Genomic DNA, 20,388 nt, shown 5'->3' with positions numbered 1-20,388 from the left:
AAACTAGTCACGTTACATCTTCTTCGATATTGCTAGAATAATACATGTACGGTACAAGCCGCTGATGATGCGAAGTCCGGATGGACGAGGGAAGAAGGGATGAGTCACGGACGAATTATTACTGCGTCTGGCTGACGGCAAGGAATGGACGCATACGGAAATGATGGAGTTGCTGACACGTTTGGATGATGAGCCGACGCTACGGGCTCAACTGAGGCACCTGGCAGCTCGCACCAAATTGGAGCGCTATGGCAAAGGTGTTTTTTTACGGGGATTAATTGAATTCTCCAGTATATGTCGTCAGGACTGCATGTACTGTGGGCTGCGTGCTTCGAATAAACAGGCAGATCGTTACCGTTTGCAGCCGGAAGAAATTCTGGCCTGTTGTGCGGAGGGCTATGAACTCGGCTATCGGACCTTTGTGCTGCAAAGTGGGGAAGATTACTGGTTTACAGCAGCCCGGCTGACGAAATTGATTCGAGAAATTAAAAGCCGTTTCGCGGATGTGGCAGTCACACTGTCCATCGGTGAACGAGATGATGAAACTTATGAGCAATTATACGAGGCGGGCGCGGACCGTTTTTTGCTGCGGCATGAGACAGCTTCCCCCCGTTTGTACGCCAAGCTGCATCCGACGATGACGATGGAAAGCAGGCGCAGCCGTCTGCTGGCTTTGCAACGAATCGGCTTTCAGATCGGGGCCGGATGTATGGTGGGGTTACCAGGACAAACAAATAGTGAATTAGCAGACGATTTGGTCTATCTGCATAGCCTGTCACCAGATATGATCGGGATTGGTCCTTTTTTACCGCATAGCAACACGCCGCTTCGGGATGCCAGTCAGGGGAGCATGGAAAAAGCTCTCGATATTATTTCGTTATCCCGACTGGTTGTTCCAGATGCACTTATTCCGGCGTCCACGGCAATGGGAACGATTCATCCCCAAGGCAGGGAGAAGGCGCTTCAGGCAGGGGCAAATGTGGTGATGCCCAATTTGTCGCCACTGGCGGTGAGGCCTAAGTATGCGATTTATGAGAATAAAATATGTTTGGGAGATGAGTCTGCCCAATGTCGTCATTGCCTGGAACTGCGGATTCGTGGAGCGGGATTTGAAGTCGATATGGGGCGCGGTGATAGTTTGAGGGTGCAACGACAACTTATGAGATAGGAAACTTTGTGAGGCTATGACGGAAACATTGCAGTAACCATAAATAAGGAGATGGGTATACGTGAGTGGAGTACGGGAGAAAGTATCGGCGGATTTTATTAATGAAGCAGAGATTATGGCAGCAGTGGAGCAGGGGAAACAAGAGGCAACAGATCGACACCGTATTTTAGAAATTTTAGAAAAGGGGAGAGCCTGCCGGGGACTGAGTGCGAGTGAAGCGGCGGCTCTTTTACATGTGGATGATCCTGAATTATTGGAAGAGATGTTCAAATCTTCGAGGGCAGTCAAAGAGCAAATTTATGGCAACCGGATTGTGTTGTTCGCCCCTTTATATGTAAGCAACCACTGCGTGAATAACTGCGAATATTGTGGTTATAAACATACCAATGACAGCTTTACTCGTAGCCGTCTGACACCGGAGGAATTGGTGGAGGAGGTTAGAGTGCTTCAAGAACTGGGACACAAGCGACTCGTGCTGGAAGCGGGAGAAGACCCAGTTCATTGTCCCATTGACTATATCGTCGATTGTCTGCGCCAGATCTATGAGGTCAAGGTGGATAACGGCAGCATTCGGCGGATCAATGTGAATATTGCATCCACAACCGAAGAGGACTATCGGAAGCTGGCAGAGGTGGGCATTGGAACGTATATTTTATTTCAGGAAACGTATCATCGTGAAAGCTATCGTAAATTCCACCTGCAGGGACCAAAGCGGGACTTTGATTGGCACACTACGGCAATGGACAGAGCCATGCGTGCGGGTATAGATGATGTGGGGATCGGTGTGTTGTACGGTCTGTATGATTTTCGCTATGAGACCGTAGCGATGCTGAAACATGCCGAGCACTTGGAAGAAGCCTTTGGCTGTGGCCCTCATACGGTTTCAGTTCCACGATTGCGTCCGGCTGAAAATGTAGATCTGGAGCGATATCCGTACCTGGTCAACGATGAGGATTTTATGAAAATTGTATCCGTTCTTCGACTGGCTGTCCCTTATGCTGGAATGATCCTGTCCACGCGCGAGGAGCCGGAATATAGGGACCGCGTCATTGGTCTAGGCGTGTCGCAGATTAGTGCAGGTTCAGCTACAGGCGTAGGGGCATATGCAAAACAGGAAACTGATGATAAGCCTCAATTTGAGGTGGGGGATCATCGCTCACCATCGGAAATTATTAAAAGTCTGTGCCGTGGCGGATATATGCCGAGCTACTGCACAGCTTGCTACCGTGAGGGGCGAACTGGAGATCGTTTCATGGAGCTTGCCAAATCAGGACAAATTCATAATGTATGCCAGCCGAATTCGCTGCTGACCTTCCAAGAATATCTGCTGGATTATGGGGATGAGGAGGCACGTGAACTGGGAGCTGCCGCTCTGCGAGAAAATCTGGAGCGTATACCACGTGAATCGACGCGCCGTTTGACGCTTGACAGACTTGAACGACTGGAAGCAGGCGAACGCGATTTGTATTTTTAGCAATTTATATTATTCGTAGTATCATTTCACGCTATGAAATCTCATGATTTATAATGAACTTGAAAATAAAAAGCAGTCGCGTTGAAATCAGCGCGACTGCTTTTGTGTGTCTGGAAAAAAATATGAATACCGAGATGAGGACTTTTAGGAATAACTGCCGGCCTCTACAGCTTGCTCCCATGCCAGCATAGCAGATGGGAAGCATTCAATAGCACGGGGAAAGACCCCCTGTACATAAGCGATGAAAACACCATAGTTCACAATCGGCACGCCGGCAGCTTTCGTTTCCGACATTCGATGAAGCATCGTACGCCGATTGAGCATGCATGCACCGCAATGAATAACCAGTGCATATTCGCTCAGATCATCAGGGAAGCTGGAGCCGGATGCATGCTCGATGATGAGACGTTTGCCTATCGTTTGGCGGAGCCAGCGGGGAATTTTCACTCGACCAATATCGTCAGATTGGCATTGGTGAGTGCAGGCTTCGGCAATAAGTACACGGTCTCCATCTTTGAGGCGATCAATGGCTCTTGCACCTCGTACCAGTTCGTCCAGATCGCCTTTATGACGGGCAAACAGGATGGAAAAAGAGGTGAGAGGCACATCTTTGGGCGTGTCAGCCGCTACTTTCATAAAAACCTGTGAATCGGTAATGACCAAGCGAGGCTTGCGTCCCAATCTCTCCAGTGTCAATCGTAGTTCATGTTCTTTGGTCACTACGGCGATGGCATCACTCTCTAGTGTATCGCGGATTGTTTGCTGTTGTGGCAGGATCAATCGGCCTTTTGGTGCAGCTTTGTCAATGGGAACGACCAGCACAACAACATCGCCGGGTGACAACAGGTCACCGACGATACGAAAACGATCCTCGTTTTGGGGGAGTGTATTCGTGATAGCCTTTTTCAGTTCCGTGTCTCCCCGGAGCAAAGATGCACTGAAAGGAATCAAGGTGAGATCCAGTTCAGTTGCCAGTTTTGTAGCCGTTTTATCTGATTCTGTAAGGGTATCTATCTTATTCAATACCCCAATAACAGGAATCTTTTTGATACGGAGCTTTTCGAGTAGCTCATGCTCGAATAATCCGACTCCAACGGTGGCGTCGATAACGAGAAGAGCCAAGTCTGTACTATTAAGTATTTCTAGCGTTTTGTTGCGGCGCAGCTCTCCGATCTCACCCTCATCGTCCAGTCCGGCGGTATCCACCAAAACAATGGGACCCGCTGGGAGCAGCTCCATCGGTTTGAAAACGGGGTCCGTGGTCGTTCCTCCTACAGGAGATACCACAGCGACGGGCTGACCAGTCAGGGTGTTCAGAATGCTGGATTTGCCTGCGTTACGGCGACCAAGCAGGACGATATGTGGTCGGTTGCTACGAGGGGTATCATTCATTCCCATGGTGAGTTCCTTCTTCCTGCCCCGGAATTCCGGGCTTGGTTACTGTATAGGGATGGCATAATTGGTCAATCCGCGAACGGGTCAGTAGGCCGCGATCTTCTGCAATATCCTCTGGTGTGCGACCTTGCACAATGGCCGTCGATGCAATGGAGGCAGCCTCATCATAGCCAAGCTCCGCGACCAGCGCAGAAGCCATCACGGCTGAGTTACGTAGATTTGTAATACAGCGTTCTTCACGCACGATCAGGCCACGCACACATCGTTCTTCGAATAGTCGAACCGCTCTGTTCAGAATATGTAGCGATTCCAGCAACGATTCGGCAATCAGCGGCAGGAATGCGTTTAGCTCCAACTGACCCGAGGCAGCGGCCATAGTGATAGCCGCATCTTCGGCTATCACACGCATGGCTGTTAGTCCTGCCATTTCAGCTATTACCGGATTGACCTTGCCAGGCATAATAGAGGATCCGGCCTGAACTGGAGGCAGCGTGTATTCGCCAATACCACCGAAAGGACCAGAGGCCAGTAGGCGAAAATCGCCAGATATTTTGTACAGATTCACGGCGGCTGCTTTGAGTAGACCGGACACCTCCACAAAGACATCCATATTTTGAATCGGATCCATCGGGTGGTCGCTGCGACTCAGTCCAAAGCCGGTCTCATCCGCCAGTTTTTCGACCATCCGATAGCTGTAAGCGCGGGGCGCGTTCATACCTGTGCCAATCGCCGTGCCTCCAATAGGGATTTCCCGCAGCCGCTCTTCGGCCTTATAGAGACGCCAGCGGTCGCGCGCTATAGCCTTTGCATAGGCACCAAAGCCCTGCCCGGCCATCATGGGCAGGGCATCTATTAGCTGAGTGCGGCCTAGCTTGAGTAGGTCGGCATATTCTGTTTCTTTGTGTTGTAAAGCATCCTGTAACGAAGACATTGTGTCACATAAAGGCCGAAGCAGCCGTATCGCTGCAATTCGTAGCGCTGTGGGATAGACATCATTCGTAGACTGACAGCAGTTCACATCATCCAGCGGATGTACAATTTCATACTGCCCTGGTCTGCCTCCTAGCTGTACGATGGCCAAATTAGCAATGACCTCATTTACATTCATATGGGTACTGGTGCCTGCGCCGCCTTGCATAGCATCCACGGTAAACATATGTTGGTGTCTCCCGGCGAGTATTTCATCACAAGCATATACAATGGCAGAGGCCCGTTGGACAGGAAGCCGTTTCTGCTCACCATTCACTTGAGCGGCTACTTTTTTTACCAACACAAGAGCGTGGATCAGGTTTTGGTTCACAGGCCTGCCACTGACCGCAAAATTGTTCATCGCGCGTGTGGTGTGAATACCGTAAAAGGCGTCTGCGGGAATTTCCATCTCTCCTAACGCATCCCGCTCGGTTCGCGTATTTGTAGGTAGAGGGAAACCTTCAGTCATAGACCTGTTGCCGGAATGCGTGTCATATGCAGCAGCTGACGTGCACTTGCAGCGCGTTTTTCCTCAACCCGGGCATGAACCAGATCTGGCTCGACCAGCTTGAGGGCTTGTGTTGGACATTTACCAATGCAGGCCGGTCCGCCGTCCACACCTTCGCACAAATCACATTTGCTGGCAATCATGCGTTCTTTGGGTTGCAAACGGCCTGACATATTGGTGTACAGTCCGTCTTGAACGACAGGCTGCCCGTTTCGATACTCGGGTACCATGGTAATCGCGCCGTAAGGGCAGGCGATCATGCAGGTTTTACAGCCAATGCAGCTTTCACTGTTAATGAGAATGCAGCCATCTGCGTTCGTAATGGAGCCGTTCGGACAAGCGTTAGCGCATGGGGCATCCTCACAGTGACGACACTGAACGGGTGCAGTGACTCCAAATGATTTAATAACCTTCAGACGAGGGTGAAAATGAAACTCATCATCTGGTGAGATAAAAGGGTTCTCCGCTGAATGTGCGATGACACATGCGATTTCACAGGTACGACATCCGATACACTGGTCGGGATCAGCTAAAACAAAACGGTTCATACAATTCGACTCCTCTCTAACTAACGACAAATATAATGTATACAGCATAAAAAACTTAACGTATTAATGAATGGAGTAATCCGTATCCCCTTTGATAGAAATAGTGCTACTGCGGCTTTGCTTGCCGGGCCCCCGTTGTTGGAAGGTCGTGTGCAGAAGATGATGCGACACATGACCCAGCGGCTCACCTAGAAATTCATCATAAAGTTTAATGATGTGAGGGTTCTCATGCGATTTTCGTACCTGGCGTGCAGCATCATGTCCATAAATGGAGGATTTACGTGCCCGATAAGCTTCAATTCGTTGCTTTTCTAACATGATCTTGGGTTGTCCCCCTCCACTGATACATCCGGCAGGGCAGCCCATCACCTCAATAAAATGATAATCACATTCGCCCGCCTGGACACGATCCAGTAGCTGATAGGCATGCTGTAGCCCGGCGACGACCGCTACCTTGAGCTGTAGCTTGCCTACCTGAACCTCAGCTACTCGAATGCCTTCCTCACCACGTACAAAATCGAGTTGGAGCTTCGGCAGTTTTTCATTCGTCAGCAGCTCGTAACCTGTACGGATGGCAGCTTCCATGACTCCTCCAGTGACTCCAAAAATGGAGCCTGCACCGGAATATTGCCCTAACGGTGAATCGAATTCTTCATCAGGCAGGTTTGCAAAATCAATTCCGCTCTGCTTGATCCAGTATGCAAGTTCACGCGTGGTCAGTACCTCATCTACATCACGGTAACCGTCAGATTCCATTTCGGGACGATCACATTCAAATTGTTTACAAGTACATGGCATGATGGCAACGCTGTATATATTCGCAGGTTCCACTTCGTCCAGTTGTGCGCCATAAGATTTGATAAGCGCTCCTAACATTTGCATCGGAGATTTGCAGCTGGATAGATGGTCTAGCAGATCGGGATATTCGATCTCGGCAAATCGGACCCATGCTGGACAGCAGGATGTGAACATAGGCAAGGGACCGCCTTCGGTCACGCGACGAATCAATTCCGTGCCTTCCTCCATGATGGTCACGTCAGCTCCAAAGTTGGTGTCATATACCCGGTCGAAACCAAGGCGGCGCAAAGCAGCAGCCATTTTCCCAGGCGTCAAGGTGCCAAACGGCATACCGAATTCCTCCGCGAGTGAAACACGAATGGCCGGAGCACATTGGACGATCCGAAACTGTCCAGGTTTGGTCATCATATCGCTTACCTTATTCAAGTTGTAGCTATAATAGGCAGCGAATAGCGGCTCTCTGATGTCGGCAGGCATATCGCGTTCTTGTATACGCTCCAGCCGTCTAGCGGCGCTTTCCTGTGGAGATGAACCTGCCCAGTCAGATGCGTATACGCTGCATATTTGTACACATTGACCGCAAATAACACATCGGTCTGCATTAATGGTTTGCGGTTCTCCAGGCAGTCCCTCTATGGCATCTACTGGACAAACCTCAGCACAGCGTCTGCATCCCGTGCAGAGCGTCGGGTCAATATGAATGACAGGGTCTGTGTAATCAGTCGTCTTCATACAAGGAGGTGAAGAGATCTTGTCTATAGTGGTTGACATGTTTTTCTACCTTTCTGCGGCTGATTTTGACCTTACAGGCGTGGGAAAAAGACTTCCCGCCGAGGCTCTGGAGGCGAGTCGGATATACCCTTGGCCAGCCGTAGGACATGATTCGGGCAGGCATCTACACATGCAGGCTGTCCGTTCTCTGTTTCCGCGCACAGATCGCATTTGCTTGCCGCGGTGCGGGGAAGGGCCACTCGATTTGCCCGGTGAGTCAGGCCGGACTGCGTCACAAGGTGTCCGGCCCGGTAGACCGGAGACACCTCAATTGCCCCGAAGGGACAGGCCAAAACACAGGAAGTACAGCCGATACATCGATCCTCATCTATCATGACGACTCCGTCCTCCTGACGAATGGCCTGCACCGGACAGGCATGTGCGCAGGGGGCATTTTCGCAATGCCGGCATTGCACCGGCACATACGTATCCCCTGTACGAACAACATACACCTTGGGTACGACAGGAACGCTGACGGTTCCGACCGAAGCTCCTATACCGTTAGCCTGACTGTGAACGGCGAAGCACGCCAGTTCACAGGCTTTGCAGCCGATGCACTGCCCGGCGTCTGCGACTACAAAAGAAGAAGCAACAGCGCTTGTTCTACCGGCTGCTCCCATTCTACTCATCGAAGCTGACCGGGTATCAGTCGGACGGTGCATCATATTCCCTGTGCCGCTCATCTTGTCACCTTATCAGCCAAAACAGCTTCCTGGACGTTCATCTGTTTGCGAATCTGTTGGTACGATTCATGTACATCACGTTCGGCCTGAGCTTGGTCGGCGATTCGTTCCAGGCGGATGGCACAGTATTTTAATTCCGGGGTTTTGGATACCGGATCGAGAAAATCAGCGGTCAGCTCGTTGCATGCTCCAACCCACCAGTGATAGGTCATGTAGGTCGCACCTTGTTGCACACGGTCACTGATTTGTGCCCGAGCCATGATGCGTCCCCGGCGGGAGGATATGGCAACAATTTCACCATCCAGAATATTCAGATCTGCTCCGTCTTCCGGGCTAATCTGAATAAAGCCAGGCTCATCAGACAATTGGCGCAGCGCACGGCAATTGCCAGTCATGGTACGAACGGAGTAGTGGCCTACCTCACGGACTGTAGACAAGACAAGCGGGTATTTTGCATCCGGTTGTTCTTGTGGCGGACGCCATTCGCAGGCGAATAATCTGCCTTTGCCACTAGGTGTCGAAAATTGATTTCCTTTATACAAATACGGTGTACCTGGATGATCCTCAGTAGGGCAGGGCCATTGCACGCCGCCTTGCTGCTCCATTTTTTGGTAGCTGGCACCGGAGAATAATGGGCAGAGGCTACGCATTTCATCCCAAATTTCCTCTGTGTTTGCATAGGACATAGGGTAGCCCATGGCGGTAGCAACCTCGCTAATAATAGCCCAGTCTGGCTTTACATCACCCTGTGGCTCGACGGCCTTTCGGATGCGCTGAAAGCCCCGATCTGCCGAAGAATATACACCGTCATGCTCGCCCCAAGCAGTAGAAGGGAGGATGACATCGGCATGCAGCGCTGTTTTGTTCATGAAAATATCCTGGACCACGACAAATTCCAATTGGTCTAGGGCTTCACGCAACTCGGCGGCGTTCGGATCACTTTGTACAGGGTCTTCGCCGAAAATGTAATAAGCTTTCAGCTTGTTCTCCTTCAGGATGAGGTGTGGTACCTCCGTAAGTGGATATCCTTTTTTACGCGGCAGCTCAACACCCCATGCTTTTTCAAACTTTTTGCGAACCGTGGTGTCTGTTACATCCTGATAGCCAGGATACACATTCGGTAAAGCACCCATGTCACAGGAACCCTGTACATTGTTTTGTCCCCGTACTGGTCCGATACCCACATTCGGCTTGCCCAGATTTCCGGTCAACAGTGCAAGGGAAGCGAGCCCCTTTACTACGTCAACGGCCTGTGAAAATTGGCATACGCCCATTCCGTACAAAATGGTAGCGGTAGGGGCCTTTGCATATTCCCTCATAGCCGCCCGGATATCGGCCGCCTTGACCCCCGTAATGCCTTCCGCATATTCGGGAGTATATTTTTTAATGCTGTCTACATATTCGGCAAAGCCTTCTGTGTTTGCTTCCACATATCGTTTGTCGTACAGTCCTTCATGCACAAGTACATGACCAAAAGCGTTCACCAAAGCCATGTTCGAACCGCCCTTTAAGGGTAGCCACATATTCGAGATACGAGCTGTTTCGGTCATGCGCGGATCGCATACAATAATTTTGGCGCCTCTTTGCTTGGCAGCTACAATGCGTCTTGCGACGATCGGATGTGTTTCGGGTGCATTATATCCAAATACGAAAATGAGATCAGAGTGTTCAATTTCAGGAATAGAGTTGGACATAGCTCCATCTCCGAGCGAGTAAGTCAAACCTGCCACAGAAGGGCCATGGCATACACGAGCGCAATGGTCAATATTGTTCGTGCCAATGACCGCCCGCATGAACTTTTGCATGACATAATTGGCCTCATTTCCCGGACCACGTGCGGAGCCCGTTCCCATAATGGAGTCGGGTCCGTATTTTTCCTTAATTGCTGACAGCCGTTCGGCAGTATATTGAATGGCTTCCTTCCACTCCACTTCCTCCATAACTCCATTTTTGCGAATCATGGGCTTGCGCAAGCGTGCAGTCAGAATTTGCGGGTCATTCAGAAAATCCCATCCGTAGTGTCCTTTTAGACACAACGTTCCTTCATTCGTACGACCACCAGCCGGCTCTGCGCCAATTACCTGTCCTTTTTCCACCAGCAAATGAAGCTGACAACCGCTCCCGCAGTAGGGACATACGGTCAATACCTTGTCTGCCATAAGTGCAGCACCTCTTTTATATGAAATAGATGAAACTCGAAACATAAAAAAAGCCAATACAAAAATGCCGCTTTACGCTGCATCCTGTACTGGCTTATCCGCGAGCGAGGAGACAAGGCTCCTTCCCGCTAATCCAACCGGTGTATGTGTTGTAGTTCTAGAGTAATGATAATGTGTCCGTCTCCATGGACGGAGGGGCAGACCTCCCAAGTATAAGTGAAGGGACTGCCGAGTGTTTTTTCGGCTTCGTTCATAAACTCCTTTTCCAGATAGGGACGAAGGACGTCCCAATATTCTCTGACCTTGTCCTCAGCCCCTTCATGAACGAGGATTTCGGACAGATTAGACAATGTACCTCGAATTTCTACCGTAATCCGGAGCGGCGAATCCAGTGAAACCTTGACGTTGTCCGGTCCTTTTCCCCGGTAGTGTTTGACAATACATACGGCCAACTTCCTGATGCGCTCACGGTATTCCAATTCGGTATTCAACATCTGGACACTCCGCTTCGAATCAAAATAAAGGCGTACTTGCCGCGCATGCCAGACAGCCTGTGTAACTAGTTTAGAACAAGACGTAACCGTCCCGACCAAAGTGGTCTGCCCAGCACGGCGTATCACTCTTCTATGGTAGAACAGGTTGGCCCGGAAAGATGTGAAATTCATTACACTGAACCAAAATTTTACATGGATTAGCCCCCTCTTGAAGCAGCTTTACCTCTATGGTTTGTATGATGCTTCTCGTTCTATCGCATTGCTTGTACAGTTCTAATACAAAAGCAGTAGATGAATTTATTATTATTACATTGAACGAAAATGCTAGTCGAACACCAGAAGATATAGATATGTTATCCAAAATGGGTGATATCGTACGTGATTCTGCAACTACCATGATATGTGTGGGATTGGAAGTGGTATTCGTGAACATCATCTTCAGGTTATGCGAATTCCGGAAGATTAGTTGCTAAGAGGAATACTGGGTACGCTAAATCATCAATCCAACGCTAATTTGTCTGTACACAAACCAACAGATCCTAAGCAGATCGCCCAAGTCATTGTCTGTTACAAACACCCGACGAACAGCGTTGGTTTCCAAGTCGAGACCCATAATAAAGTGGCAGCAAAGCAATTTATCGCACTGTACAATCGCTTTCATCATGGGGTAAAGTGCGGGTTCAAGATGTAGAATCTATGCGAAATTCAGTTGTAGAAGGGCAACTTAAAGGTCGCCAAATGAAGAAATTACTGCAACGTGTGGCTGAACATAAAGCCGCAAGTCAAGCCATGTATAAATAAAGAGAAGAGGTCCGTGCTAGAATGCATGGGCCTCTTCAAACCTTTAATAATTGATTTTATAAAACTTTACTGTTTAACCAGAACGGATAAATCGCCTTCAAAAACTTGCTCCTCTTTGTGGTTGAAAGTCGACAGCATTACAGTAACGAGTCCTGTTCCATTCCTCATCTCTTTTACTCCAATCACTTCAACGATGGTGTACAATTCGTCGCCTGGATATACTGGCTTAATAAATTTAATATTATTCATAGCAGTTCCAGCAATAACCTCATCACCGTAACTCCCTGTTTCAACCCAAAGCTTAAAAGAAACAGCTAATGTTTGAATTCCTGAAGCGATAATTCCATTAAACCTGCCTTTTAATGCTTTCTCTTCATCTAAATGCATATATTGCGGGTCAAACTCCCTTGCAAATCTGGTAATATCCTCTTGAGTTAATTTCAAAGACTTGGTTTTAAATACTTGTCCGATATAAAATTCATGAAACCGCATTATTACACCTCTTGATTAAATTATTTGCTTATTTATAGAGTAGCATAATATCACCAATCAAGTTAAACTGTCCGTTAGCTTAATGACGTATTGTCCGTCTACAAATTTATATTCACTGAACAATATTTCCCTTTAAAACTCGTAGCGTTATAGCAGCAAATTAATTTAAGATACAAGTATGAAAAGCCACTGATAATTCAGGGGCTTATTTTGCGTCTTGAGGAGGTGACGAAATACATGGCAAAGATAAAATCCACATTGGATATACTACTGGATCTAACCAGATCGGTTCAAGAATTGACTGAGGTTATTTTGCTGTAATTGCTTCACAGCCAGCACGCCGGAAAGAAATTCTTATAGGTTTGGATATTGCGGTAGGAAATGCATTAGCAGAGATACAGGCCCAAGAGGAAAAGAATCAAAAAGCAAATGATGATAGCTCAGGAAAAGTTTCCTGAACGGAGAGACGGGGGAAGAAGGTTGGATAAGTGGGAGTTTTTAAGTTCTGTACTGCTTTAGGAAGCAGCGATGTGACGTATTTTTATGGTGGGTGGTCGGGAGTATTGGGGGTGTTACTTGCCTGGTCATTATTGATTATGTGACCGGATTATTTGCCGCTGCCGTAGAAGGTAAGAAGGGTACCGGACCAGGTTTAAAAAGCAAGATTGGTCTTATCGGTATAGCTCGAAAGGTATTTATTTTTGCAATGGTAGCAGTATCCCATCTAATTGATGGAGTCTTAGGCGATTCGCACCTATTCCGAGATGCGGTCGCCTATTTTTATATGGAAAATGAGCTACGGTCCATTTTGGAGAATGGTGGCAGACTCGGCGTTCCTATCCCGCCTGTGATCCGACAGGCCGTAGAAGTTTTAAAAAGTAAAAGTGGTAAGGAAGGAGAGAAAGAGGATGCAACGACGAAACAGCCGTAATGCCCAAGGAATAGACGTATCCCGTTATCAAGGAAAGATTGATTGGAAGGCGGTTAAACCGACGGTATTTCATTTGCCTACATTAAAGCAAGTCAGGGGCAAGTTATGTTGACCCAACATTCATTACAAATGCAAAAAAAGCCAAGAAAGCAGGCGTGTTGTTGGGGGCCTATCATTTTTTAGATGCCACCAGTGTTGACACAGAGAAAGCGGATGCACGGCATTTTGCTGATGTGTAGGATCAGGTTGGAGGTGCCAAAGCGCTGGAGCTTCCTGCGGTGATGGACTACGAAAACAATCCTGGCAAGCTCTCCAAACACTTATTAGTGCTGTAGCATTAGCCTTTCTTTTGGAATTGGAGCGCCTGACAGGACGAAAGCCAATCATTTACACGGGTAGTGCCTTTGCCGCCAATTTTAACGCCTCATTGGGCGGTTACCCATTATGGATAGCCCGGTATAGTGACACTCGCGTCCCAAGCGACACAGTGACATGGAAACGTTGGGATATTTGGCAATACAGCGACAGCGGCAAGGTAGCTGGGATAAAAGGGAACGTGGACATGAATGAGTTTGACGGTACAGCGGACGAGCTATGTAAGCGATTCGGCGCTGTTGTCCCTGCACAAGAGACAGAATCCGTTACACCCGGCATATTCCGCGTCAATGGCAAAGAAGCGGGGAGAGCACTTCTACATGGCTCCAGAACTTATGTACCGTTGCGGTCTTTGGCAGATGTATTGGGCTTTTCTTATCACTGGGACAACACCCGTAAGGAAGCGTATTTAAACAGAGCCAAGCTGCAAACTGTCCAACTTGTAGACGATACGGCTTATGTGCAACTCAAGCCAATTGCAGAAGCTTACGGGCAGTAGTGTCCTGGGATTCAAAAAATAAAATCGCATCGTTGAAAACGAAAGGGGAAAAGTAATCATGCAATCAATTATCGAAACTGTGCAACCTTACGTAAATACCATCGCCACAGCCGCTGTGGGTGTGCTTACAGCGTTTGTTTTAGGAGGTCTGAACAAAACTCAAAACTAAGGTTAACGTGTGGCTAGAAGCGCGTACTACGGCGGCACAGAGGGAAATAATCCATAAAATTGCTGGGGAGGGCTTTGCTTTTGCTCAAACAGCATTTAAAGAAGCTGGAGGAGAACGTAAGCTTCAGGAGGCTTTGCAGTATGCTTCACTTACTCTTTCCAGTCAAGGTATCGTAGTATCCCAAGTAGAGTTAAAATCCGCGATTGAGAAGGCATATCTGGAGTATAAGGCCAAAACAAAAGTGGCACTCGCTACTGACGCACAGCCAAACGAGGAGGCAACACGGGCAGCAGCTAAGGAAGCTGTATCGGGTCTTGCCGCGAAGCTTAATGATTTTTTGGCTCAGGCTACAGCAGAGGTATCATCCGGTCAGGTTCAGACAGCAACTGAGTCTATTCAAGAACCAACAGAATCAGTACAAGCGCCTGCTACGGAGCAAGACTAATACGGCTATAGTTACAAAGTAAACACTAAACAGATAAGGAAAGCCGGAAAGATAGCGTAAACTTGCTTCTTTCCGGCTTTTTGGCATAGTTCAACAGAATGATTACTTGTTCAGCAGTATGAAGTTATTGATAAAACCCTCTTCTTGTATGAAAATGGGGGTTTGAATTTTCGATGTGAAATCATAATAATATACGCCGCGTCTTTCTGCCTGATTTTTCTGAGAAGTGCTGCCCAAATAATAGACCCCCTTGCCATCCGGGGACATATAGACAAATTGGCGGGATAAAAAGGGCAACTTTATTTTGGTACGTTTACCTGTTGCAATATCAACCAGACTATACTCGGGATTGCCGTGATTAATGAAACGAGTGGTTATGAGGAGCAGCTTATCATTACTGCTGGACATTGAAGTTATTTTCTCTTTTTTTAGTGTGACGATAGAACGCTCTTGCTTGGTAACGTTATTGATTTCTGTAACCTTGTTGTCCGGGGGGACCATAATGGTCTGTGTTCGGTCTGAGATGTCACCTTGTTTATCTCGCTCCCTCTCCGAATACTGTGAATTGTAAATTGTATTTTTTTCTGAATTATAGGCTATAGACCAAGTGATATTATCTTGGTTTTCATCATGCATAAATTTCATGGCGTGCGTTGTTTTATTGTAGAAAATAGTTTTAAGTATACGTTCTCCTTTTTTGACCGCAACCAGAACGAGTGGGCCATCTGGAGTAGTTGGTACGATACGATTGATGGCAAACAAATTATCGGTAAGCTGTTCGATTTTTTTGGTATTCAAGTCATACGAAAATAATTGGTCTCCCTTATCACCAACATCGGCAGAGTAATAAATTTTGTGATCAGGCAAGGACACTACAGAAAGCGGGTATTGAGAGGTATAAGGAACATCGGCCAGCTTGGTCAATTTTTTGCTGTTTAAGTCGTATGTCATAACTCGCATAACCATGCCTTGATCTGATTTCTTCCCATTCACATACTCTGTATAAGTCATGGATAGATACTGGCCTTTCCCGGCCGACACTACTTTTTCATTTGATTGGGCCTTTTTGGGTACAGATGATTCTGCTGGTGGGGTAAAAGAGGGAGAGCAGGATGACAATAAAGCTGGCACGAGCAGGGAAAGTATAAAGAATCTAAAAAATTTGTAGCTACTTGTTCTCAACACGAAGCATCCTTTCTGAGATAAGTGATGAATCAAACTGAAGATGATAACGAAAAGGGAAAGGATAGGACGCGAGATCCTATCCTTTTTTGGTATAAAGATCTTAAAAATCATAGGAATATCTTGCTGAAAATGAGACGTACGAATGCCATTCTAAACCTAGATCCTCTACACCCGTTTTCCAAATATCAATGACTGCATCTGGAAGACTCCCATTATCAGCTTTATAAAAATTAGCTACGATATCATTATCATAATTTCTTACCCGAATTTTTGTCCCAAACTCGAGATTATCAATGGCTCCTTTTGTTGCACAGTCACCTCTTTGAAGTCTATTGGAATTTTCTCCATACGTGTCTGTGAAGTTTGTTCCTCTCCCTGTGCCTCGAACATAGCCATCAGATGTTCCGCTAATTTTAATTTCATTATCATGATTTCCATATGTATATGCCCCAGGTGGTTTGCGTGTACCGCGTGGTAATGCTTGAAGCGAAACATTATTAGTAGTAATCGCATTTTCTTTTTGATCAGGCAAGATAATATCTTTGATGTAACCTTCGCCGTCATAAATAACTTTTAAACCAGGCTGAGGGTCAGGGTTATCAATATGATATACCGGCAGTGATTTGGTTGCTTCATCGATTTCTTTATCCTGTTGTTTTTCTTTTTCTAGCTCAGCCTGTTGTTCAGCAGTAAGTGGGGCAATAGCAGCTTTAGATTTTTGCTGTTCAGGTACTGGAGTTCCTTTTTCCAATACAACCATGTTATTGTTCTCATCATATTGGATGATGGTACCCGCTAACATGCGGTCAGGGATTTTATCTCCTTTTTCGGCATGAGAGATTGCCGGGCTGACGACTCCCAAAGAAATGAGTAGCGTTGCAGCCAGAAAAGCTTGTGGAAGAAATTTTACTTTCATACAAAGTACCTCCTTGAAAAATTTGTAAATACAAAGCCAGCGTAAAGGAATCTACTAATATTGTAAACCTTTTTATGGCATATATGAATATATTTAATATTTTTTAAGATGGGTATAGGCTGCGGAGAGTGTTCTTTACGTCATTTCATGCCACCGATTATGCCGAAGTTCTTTAATAAAATGCAAAAGAAATAAAGGTTATTGACAACTGTTAAATTATGGACAACAATAGAATGCAATAATATAAAAGTTTTGGAATTTCTGTATGAAGGGTGGATATGACATGAAGCATACACCTACGATTAGAGCAGAATTAGACGGATATTTAAAACAAGAAGGTTTGAGTCTATCGCAATTTGGGCAAGTTGCAGGCATGAATAGGGGGGCGCTAAGTGCCATTGTGACAGGAAACAAGCCTATGTCTGTTAACCAGCTTGATCTAATTACTGAGGCGATGGGTTTACCGGAAGGCCACTTTTACGACTTATTTATAGAAAACTACATCATCGACACGCCCCCGAATATGAGACGAATCGAGCCATTTTTGTATCGTTGTGCGGAGTTGGACAAGTTGGATGCGATCCGTCGAGTGGTAGGAGCCATCATGGACAATCTACTTTATTCGCCCAAACTGTTTGACATTGCAGAAACCCTATTCGCTCAAGGACGCCATGCTGCGGCGCTGCTGCTCTATGAGAGCGTAGCAGAAGCAGAGAAGTACCAACATTCTGAACGTCTGGCAGTCTGTCAATATCGAATATTTACGATTCAAATTGGAGATGATCAAAGTCGGAATATGAAGGCAGCTATACTGTTTGAGCCTTATGTCGAGCGTTTGGATGAAATAGACCAGCTTGACGCATTGAAGGATTTGGCAAACGTATATAGGTCATTACGTAAATGGGACAAGGTAGACGAAATGGCAAGGCAAATGAGAGCTAAAGCGGAAATCCAGTATAGTTTACAACACCAAGAAAAACGAAAGTTTCTAGATGATGAAAAGAGAACAAGAGGGCCGTTATTTGGATACATTGCTTATGCTGACCTGTTGTGTGCTAGTGTTTGTGAAGCTCAAGGCGATTATCAACAAGCTCTACAATATACATACGCCTATGCGGATTTAGACTGGGTTAAAGAGGATGACGAGGACACAAAACACTGGGTAAACCTGTTCAGTCACTGGGCGGTAGGAAATACTTACGTATATAAGCTGTTGTCAGGAGAAATAAGCCTGCTGAACGATTATGTTGAATATATTGCTACAACATCAGCCGCTAACGAGAATGAAAAGCTTTCAAAACTGCTGAATGTTATAATCGCAGCAAACCAGTTTAGCATAGATGTAGACGATATACTCAAACGATTTGAAACGCTAATTGCGACTTTTTCACAACAACCATCATCAGATGATATGTATACCCGACAAGTGATACCGGATTATATCGCGTGGTTTGGTTACGAGTTAGGTTTTTATTATTTATACCGAGGGAAGTACATTGATGGCTTTAAATATTTGATGAATGCAATGGTAAAGTCACATATAATAAATAATGAAACTTACTTTATAAACTGTATGGGGTTGTTTGTTCGTTTTCAAGCCCATGCAGTTCCTGAAACTAAAGCTGAGTATTTCAATTTTATTGAAAGGGTGTGGGAAAACAATGTTCAAAAAAATGGTACTTTTAGTCATCGCGGCTAGCTTTTTGTTTATTGTTACTATGCCGGACCAAGCCTTTAACCACCACCATAGTATTCAGCCTAACGTTACCATTGGAGGATTTTAAAGAAAAAGCTCTGCTAACCTTATGGTTGGCAGAGCTTTCTTCAGTGTAGGAATTACCACACGATTTACTCGAATACTATTTCTGAAGTGATCAGCATGAACTATACATATAGAGTGTCAAAGTCGGATATAGAACTTTTTGCAGATGCGTTAGGCCAGGTAAGAGTATATGTAGTACAGCCGTTGAGCAATGAGTTGATAACGGTCGTTGACTACGGCGGAGTAGTGGAAAAGTTTTCGCCTGATGCAATTAAGATTAACGAGTCGTATTTCTTTCGTAAGCAGTTTGAATTTAGAGTAGATCTTAAAGAACCTACCAAATTGTAATCGGTAGCCTTAAAGGTAGACCATAACAAAAAATAGGAGAGGAAAAGGATGAAGAAAAGAATATTTCTGTTCTCGATTTTATCTTTAGCTATAGCAACTACGGTAGGTGCTGCTTCAGCTTCACCAAGTATAACTAGCAAAAACACCATAATTAATCAAAGATCGGGGGGAAGCGCAACTGTAAAAGAATCCTTTAGTGTCCCTAAAGGATGGGGTCATGTTAAACTTCGTATGAAGAATCACTCTGATCATCCAGTAAAGGTAAGTTTAACTCACAGCGGTTCAAACAAACTATATATTGAAGGATTAGTAATCGCTCCTCACGACACAGTGACTTGGAAATCTACTGACCAAGGTTTCAGCGACGGTTTGCGTTCTGGAGACTACATACTTCAGTGGAGAGGCAGCGACTATAAAGTTAATGGGGAAACATGGGGGGGGAGCTGATTCACAGCCTGGAAATCTCTAAGTTATCCTAGCTATACAACTGTCCTTCTAGCCGTTTGGTGAGGAGGGCTAATTATGCGTTTGTTCAAGCCAACAAGTGAATTAATCCCCTTAATTGTTCGGTAGAGCTTTTTTTCATTGATCAGTTTGAATTTAGAGTGGATGTGAATAAGGACTCCGCTGGTATGTAACCAGTATGGAGTCCTTTGGTGTTTATTATTTAGTTGAATACTCACTTACTTCAACGTAAGGATTTTGTTGAATATTACGTAGTCTTTACGGTTGCTGAATGGTCCCTTGTTGTTATTGTGCTTATCAATGGCAAAGAATGAAGGACCTCTACCAGTATCCTTTGCGTCATACCAAGCGGTGAAAGCATTCAATTCTTTTTTACTCAGATCGAATTCTTTATCAAACCCATTACCCATGGTTACAGTAAGAATAGCGCGGTCACCAGTTGCTTGAGAGGCCTTATCTGTATCGGACGAACCAGGTGTTGTAGACGGATCTGGTGTTGGTGTTACCGGCAAATTATTGTACATCTCGAAGGCTCCAAGTGAAAATAGAGAATTACCAGTATTACTAGTGATGTTCAAACGGTATTTTTTATATTTTGTTTCATTGGTAAATGAAATTCTTTTTTCTCTTTTTCTTTCCAGTTAGTAATATTTTTTTGTGTATCGAGAATGACCCGTGAAACACCGTCCGACCCTTCGAACATCCAATCTTTTGGCGATTCGGTTAAACTAGATCTACGTGGAGCCAACACATATTTGTTGACAACTACAGGACTTTCAAATTCATAAGCAATCCAGCGTGGATACTTCGCCACGCCTCATAATATAGTATTGAGAAGATTTAATATAATTCCAAGTAATAACAGGGGAGTAGGATCGATCTTGGGTAAGTCATCAGTTAGATAAATATGCAAATATTTAGATTGTATTTATAGATTGGCAGGTTTATGTTTAGACACATTTCGAGGAATATACTTCCAAATATATACAGTAAAATAATGAAGCCTCTGTCACTCCACAAGGAGGAGGTCAAA

17 protein-coding genes and 2 pseudogenes are annotated in these 20,388 nt (G+C 45.9%); 7 read left to right on the top strand and 12 right to left on the bottom strand.

The genetic code is table 11. The features are described from left to right. Nucleotides 1-127 precede the first annotated feature (127 nt). Together hydE and hydG are read left to right on the top strand one after the other, a co-directional pair. Complete coding sequence (hydE, locus tag MLD56_RS14320) at nucleotides 128-1,168, top strand: [FeFe] hydrogenase H-cluster radical SAM maturase HydE (protein WP_274385934.1); 1,041 nt, start codon at nucleotides 128-130, stop codon at nucleotides 1,166-1,168. A gap of 61 nt (nucleotides 1,169-1,229) precedes the next feature. Next, nucleotides 1,230-2,642: a [FeFe] hydrogenase H-cluster radical SAM maturase HydG gene (gene hydG, locus MLD56_RS14315; protein WP_013310651.1), complete on the top strand. Its 1,413-nt coding sequence runs from the start codon at nucleotides 1,230-1,232 to the stop codon at nucleotides 2,640-2,642. Nucleotides 2,643-2,786: 144 nt separating this feature from the next. On the opposite strand, the gene hydF is transcribed toward hydG, so the two are convergent. From hydF to MLD56_RS14275, 8 genes are all read right to left on the bottom strand, one after another. After that, complete coding sequence (hydF, locus tag MLD56_RS14310) at nucleotides 2,787-4,040, bottom strand: [FeFe] hydrogenase H-cluster maturation GTPase HydF (RefSeq protein ID WP_029517396.1); 1,254 nt, start codon at nucleotides 4,038-4,040, stop codon at nucleotides 2,787-2,789. Continuing rightward, nucleotides 4,027-5,475, bottom strand: a complete 1,449-nt coding sequence (locus tag MLD56_RS14305) for an aspartate ammonia-lyase (RefSeq protein WP_277397971.1) — start codon at nucleotides 5,473-5,475, stop codon at nucleotides 4,027-4,029. Before MLD56_RS14305 ends, hydF begins: the two co-directional genes overlap by 14 nt. Beyond that, nucleotides 5,472-6,062 (bottom strand): 4Fe-4S dicluster domain-containing protein, encoded by a 591-nt coding sequence (locus MLD56_RS14300; RefSeq protein ID WP_013310648.1) that lies wholly within the window; start codon nucleotides 6,060-6,062, stop codon nucleotides 5,472-5,474. Before MLD56_RS14300 ends, MLD56_RS14305 begins: the two co-directional genes overlap by 4 nt. Before the next feature lie 63 nt (nucleotides 6,063-6,125). Beyond that, nucleotides 6,126-7,631: a [FeFe] hydrogenase, group A gene (locus tag MLD56_RS14295; RefSeq protein ID WP_241113299.1), complete on the bottom strand. Its 1,506-nt coding sequence runs from the start codon at nucleotides 7,629-7,631 to the stop codon at nucleotides 6,126-6,128. Nucleotides 7,632-7,663: 32 nt separating this feature from the next. After that, nucleotides 7,664-8,314 (bottom strand): 4Fe-4S dicluster domain-containing protein, encoded by a 651-nt coding sequence (locus MLD56_RS14290; protein ID WP_029517399.1) that lies wholly within the window; start codon nucleotides 8,312-8,314, stop codon nucleotides 7,664-7,666. Next, on the bottom strand, nucleotides 8,311-10,473 hold the full coding sequence (gene fdhF / locus MLD56_RS14285; RefSeq protein WP_029517400.1) for a formate dehydrogenase subunit alpha: 2,163 nt from the start codon (nucleotides 10,471-10,473) through the stop codon (nucleotides 8,311-8,313). The genes MLD56_RS14290 and fdhF overlap by 4 nt, the downstream gene beginning before the upstream one ends. 128 nt (nucleotides 10,474-10,601) lie before the next feature. Then, a complete protein-coding gene (locus MLD56_RS14280) occupies nucleotides 10,602-10,967 on the bottom strand; it encodes a hypothetical protein (RefSeq protein WP_013310644.1) in 366 nt (121 codons plus the stop codon). 867 nt (nucleotides 10,968-11,834) lie between these two features. Further along, on the bottom strand, nucleotides 11,835-12,260 hold the full coding sequence (locus tag MLD56_RS14275) for a MaoC family dehydratase (RefSeq protein WP_029517401.1): 426 nt from the start codon (nucleotides 12,258-12,260) through the stop codon (nucleotides 11,835-11,837). A gap of 550 nt (nucleotides 12,261-12,810) precedes the next feature. Here MLD56_RS14275 and MLD56_RS14270 point away from each other — a divergent pair. From MLD56_RS14270 to MLD56_RS14260, 3 genes and pseudogenes are all read left to right on the top strand, one after another. Then, nucleotides 12,811-13,191 carry a phage holin family protein gene (locus MLD56_RS14270; RefSeq protein ID WP_239645201.1) on the top strand — a complete coding sequence of 127 codons (381 nt, stop codon included), beginning with the start codon at nucleotides 12,811-12,813 and terminating at the stop codon, nucleotides 13,189-13,191. Next, nucleotides 13,169-13,798 (top strand): annotated as a pseudogene (locus tag MLD56_RS14265) (glycoside hydrolase family 25 protein); the annotation flags it as partial. The gene MLD56_RS14270 and the pseudogene MLD56_RS14265, both read left to right, overlap by 23 nt. 443 nt (nucleotides 13,799-14,241) lie before the next feature. After that, entirely contained in the window at nucleotides 14,242-14,679 is a 438-nt protein-coding gene (locus MLD56_RS14260) for a phage holin family protein (RefSeq protein WP_069010183.1), read from the top strand. Nucleotides 14,680-14,781: 102 nt separating this feature from the next. Here the strand turns inward: MLD56_RS14260 and MLD56_RS14255 are convergent, their stop codons facing one another. Further along, nucleotides 14,782-15,861 (bottom strand): hypothetical protein, encoded by a 1,080-nt coding sequence (locus tag MLD56_RS14255; RefSeq protein WP_230585036.1) that lies wholly within the window; start codon nucleotides 15,859-15,861, stop codon nucleotides 14,782-14,784. Nucleotides 15,862-15,964: 103 nt separating this feature from the next. Further along, nucleotides 15,965-16,780, bottom strand: coding sequence for a hypothetical protein (locus MLD56_RS14250; RefSeq protein WP_029514985.1), 816 nt, complete (start codon nucleotides 16,778-16,780; stop codon nucleotides 15,965-15,967). A 283-nt stretch (nucleotides 16,781-17,063) separates the two neighbouring features. Between MLD56_RS14250 and MLD56_RS14245 the strand changes: the two genes are divergently transcribed. Next, nucleotides 17,064-18,479 (top strand): helix-turn-helix transcriptional regulator, encoded by a 1,416-nt coding sequence (locus MLD56_RS14245; protein WP_039271170.1) that lies wholly within the window; start codon nucleotides 17,064-17,066, stop codon nucleotides 18,477-18,479. Nucleotides 18,480-18,938: 459 nt separating this feature from the next. Next, nucleotides 18,939-19,337, top strand: a complete 399-nt coding sequence (locus MLD56_RS14235) for a hypothetical protein (protein WP_230585038.1) — start codon at nucleotides 18,939-18,941, stop codon at nucleotides 19,335-19,337. A 216-nt stretch (nucleotides 19,338-19,553) separates the two neighbouring features. Here MLD56_RS14235 and MLD56_RS14230 read toward each other — a convergent pair. Both MLD56_RS14230 and MLD56_RS14225 read right to left on the bottom strand, forming a co-directional pair. Beyond that, a pseudogene (locus MLD56_RS14230) lies at nucleotides 19,554-19,852 on the bottom strand (SPRY domain-containing protein); the annotation flags it as partial. 77 nt (nucleotides 19,853-19,929) lie between these two features. After that, complete coding sequence (locus MLD56_RS14225) at nucleotides 19,930-20,169, bottom strand: hypothetical protein (protein ID WP_029514978.1); 240 nt, start codon at nucleotides 20,167-20,169, stop codon at nucleotides 19,930-19,932. Between the last annotated feature and the right edge of the window lie 219 nt (nucleotides 20,170-20,388).

It is taken from the genome of Paenibacillus peoriae, assembly GCF_022531965.1.
GTDB classification, from domain to species: domain Bacteria; phylum Bacillota; class Bacilli; order Paenibacillales; family Paenibacillaceae; genus Paenibacillus; species Paenibacillus polymyxa_D.
The sequence above is the reverse complement of the archived record's forward strand: the minus strand, read 5'-3'. Positions and strand labels throughout refer to the sequence as shown.

Bases quoted from the DNA above. Each gene is read 5' to 3' on its own strand.
- hydF (WP_029517396.1), bottom strand. From the start codon at position 4,040: ATGGGAATGAATGATACCCCTCGTAGCAACCGACCACATATCGTCCTG.
- MLD56_RS14280 (WP_013310644.1), bottom strand. From the start codon at position 10,967: ATGTTGAATACCGAATTGGAATACCGTGAGCGCATCAGGAAGTTGGCC.
- MLD56_RS14250 (WP_029514985.1), bottom strand. From the start codon at position 16,780: ATGAAAGTAAAATTTCTTCCACAAGCTTTTCTGGCTGCAACGCTACTC.
- MLD56_RS14300 (WP_013310648.1), bottom strand. From the start codon at position 6,062: ATGAACCGTTTTGTTTTAGCTGATCCCGACCAGTGTATCGGATGTCGT.
- MLD56_RS14305 (WP_277397971.1), bottom strand. From the start codon at position 5,475: ATGACTGAAGGTTTCCCTCTACCTACAAATACGCGAACCGAGCGGGAT.
- MLD56_RS14295 (WP_241113299.1), bottom strand. From the start codon at position 7,631: ATGTCAACCACTATAGACAAGATCTCTTCACCTCCTTGTATGAAGACG.
- MLD56_RS14245 (WP_039271170.1), top strand. From the start codon at position 17,064: ATGAAGCATACACCTACGATTAGAGCAGAATTAGACGGATATTTAAAA.
- MLD56_RS14275 (WP_029517401.1), bottom strand. From the start codon at position 12,260: ATGCGGTTTCATGAATTTTATATCGGACAAGTATTTAAAACCAAGTCT.
- fdhF (WP_029517400.1), bottom strand. From the start codon at position 10,473: ATGGCAGACAAGGTATTGACCGTATGTCCCTACTGCGGGAGCGGTTGT.
- MLD56_RS14290 (WP_029517399.1), bottom strand. From the start codon at position 8,314: ATGAGCGGCACAGGGAATATGATGCACCGTCCGACTGATACCCGGTCA.
- MLD56_RS14235 (WP_230585038.1), top strand. From the start codon at position 18,939: ATGAAGAAAAGAATATTTCTGTTCTCGATTTTATCTTTAGCTATAGCA.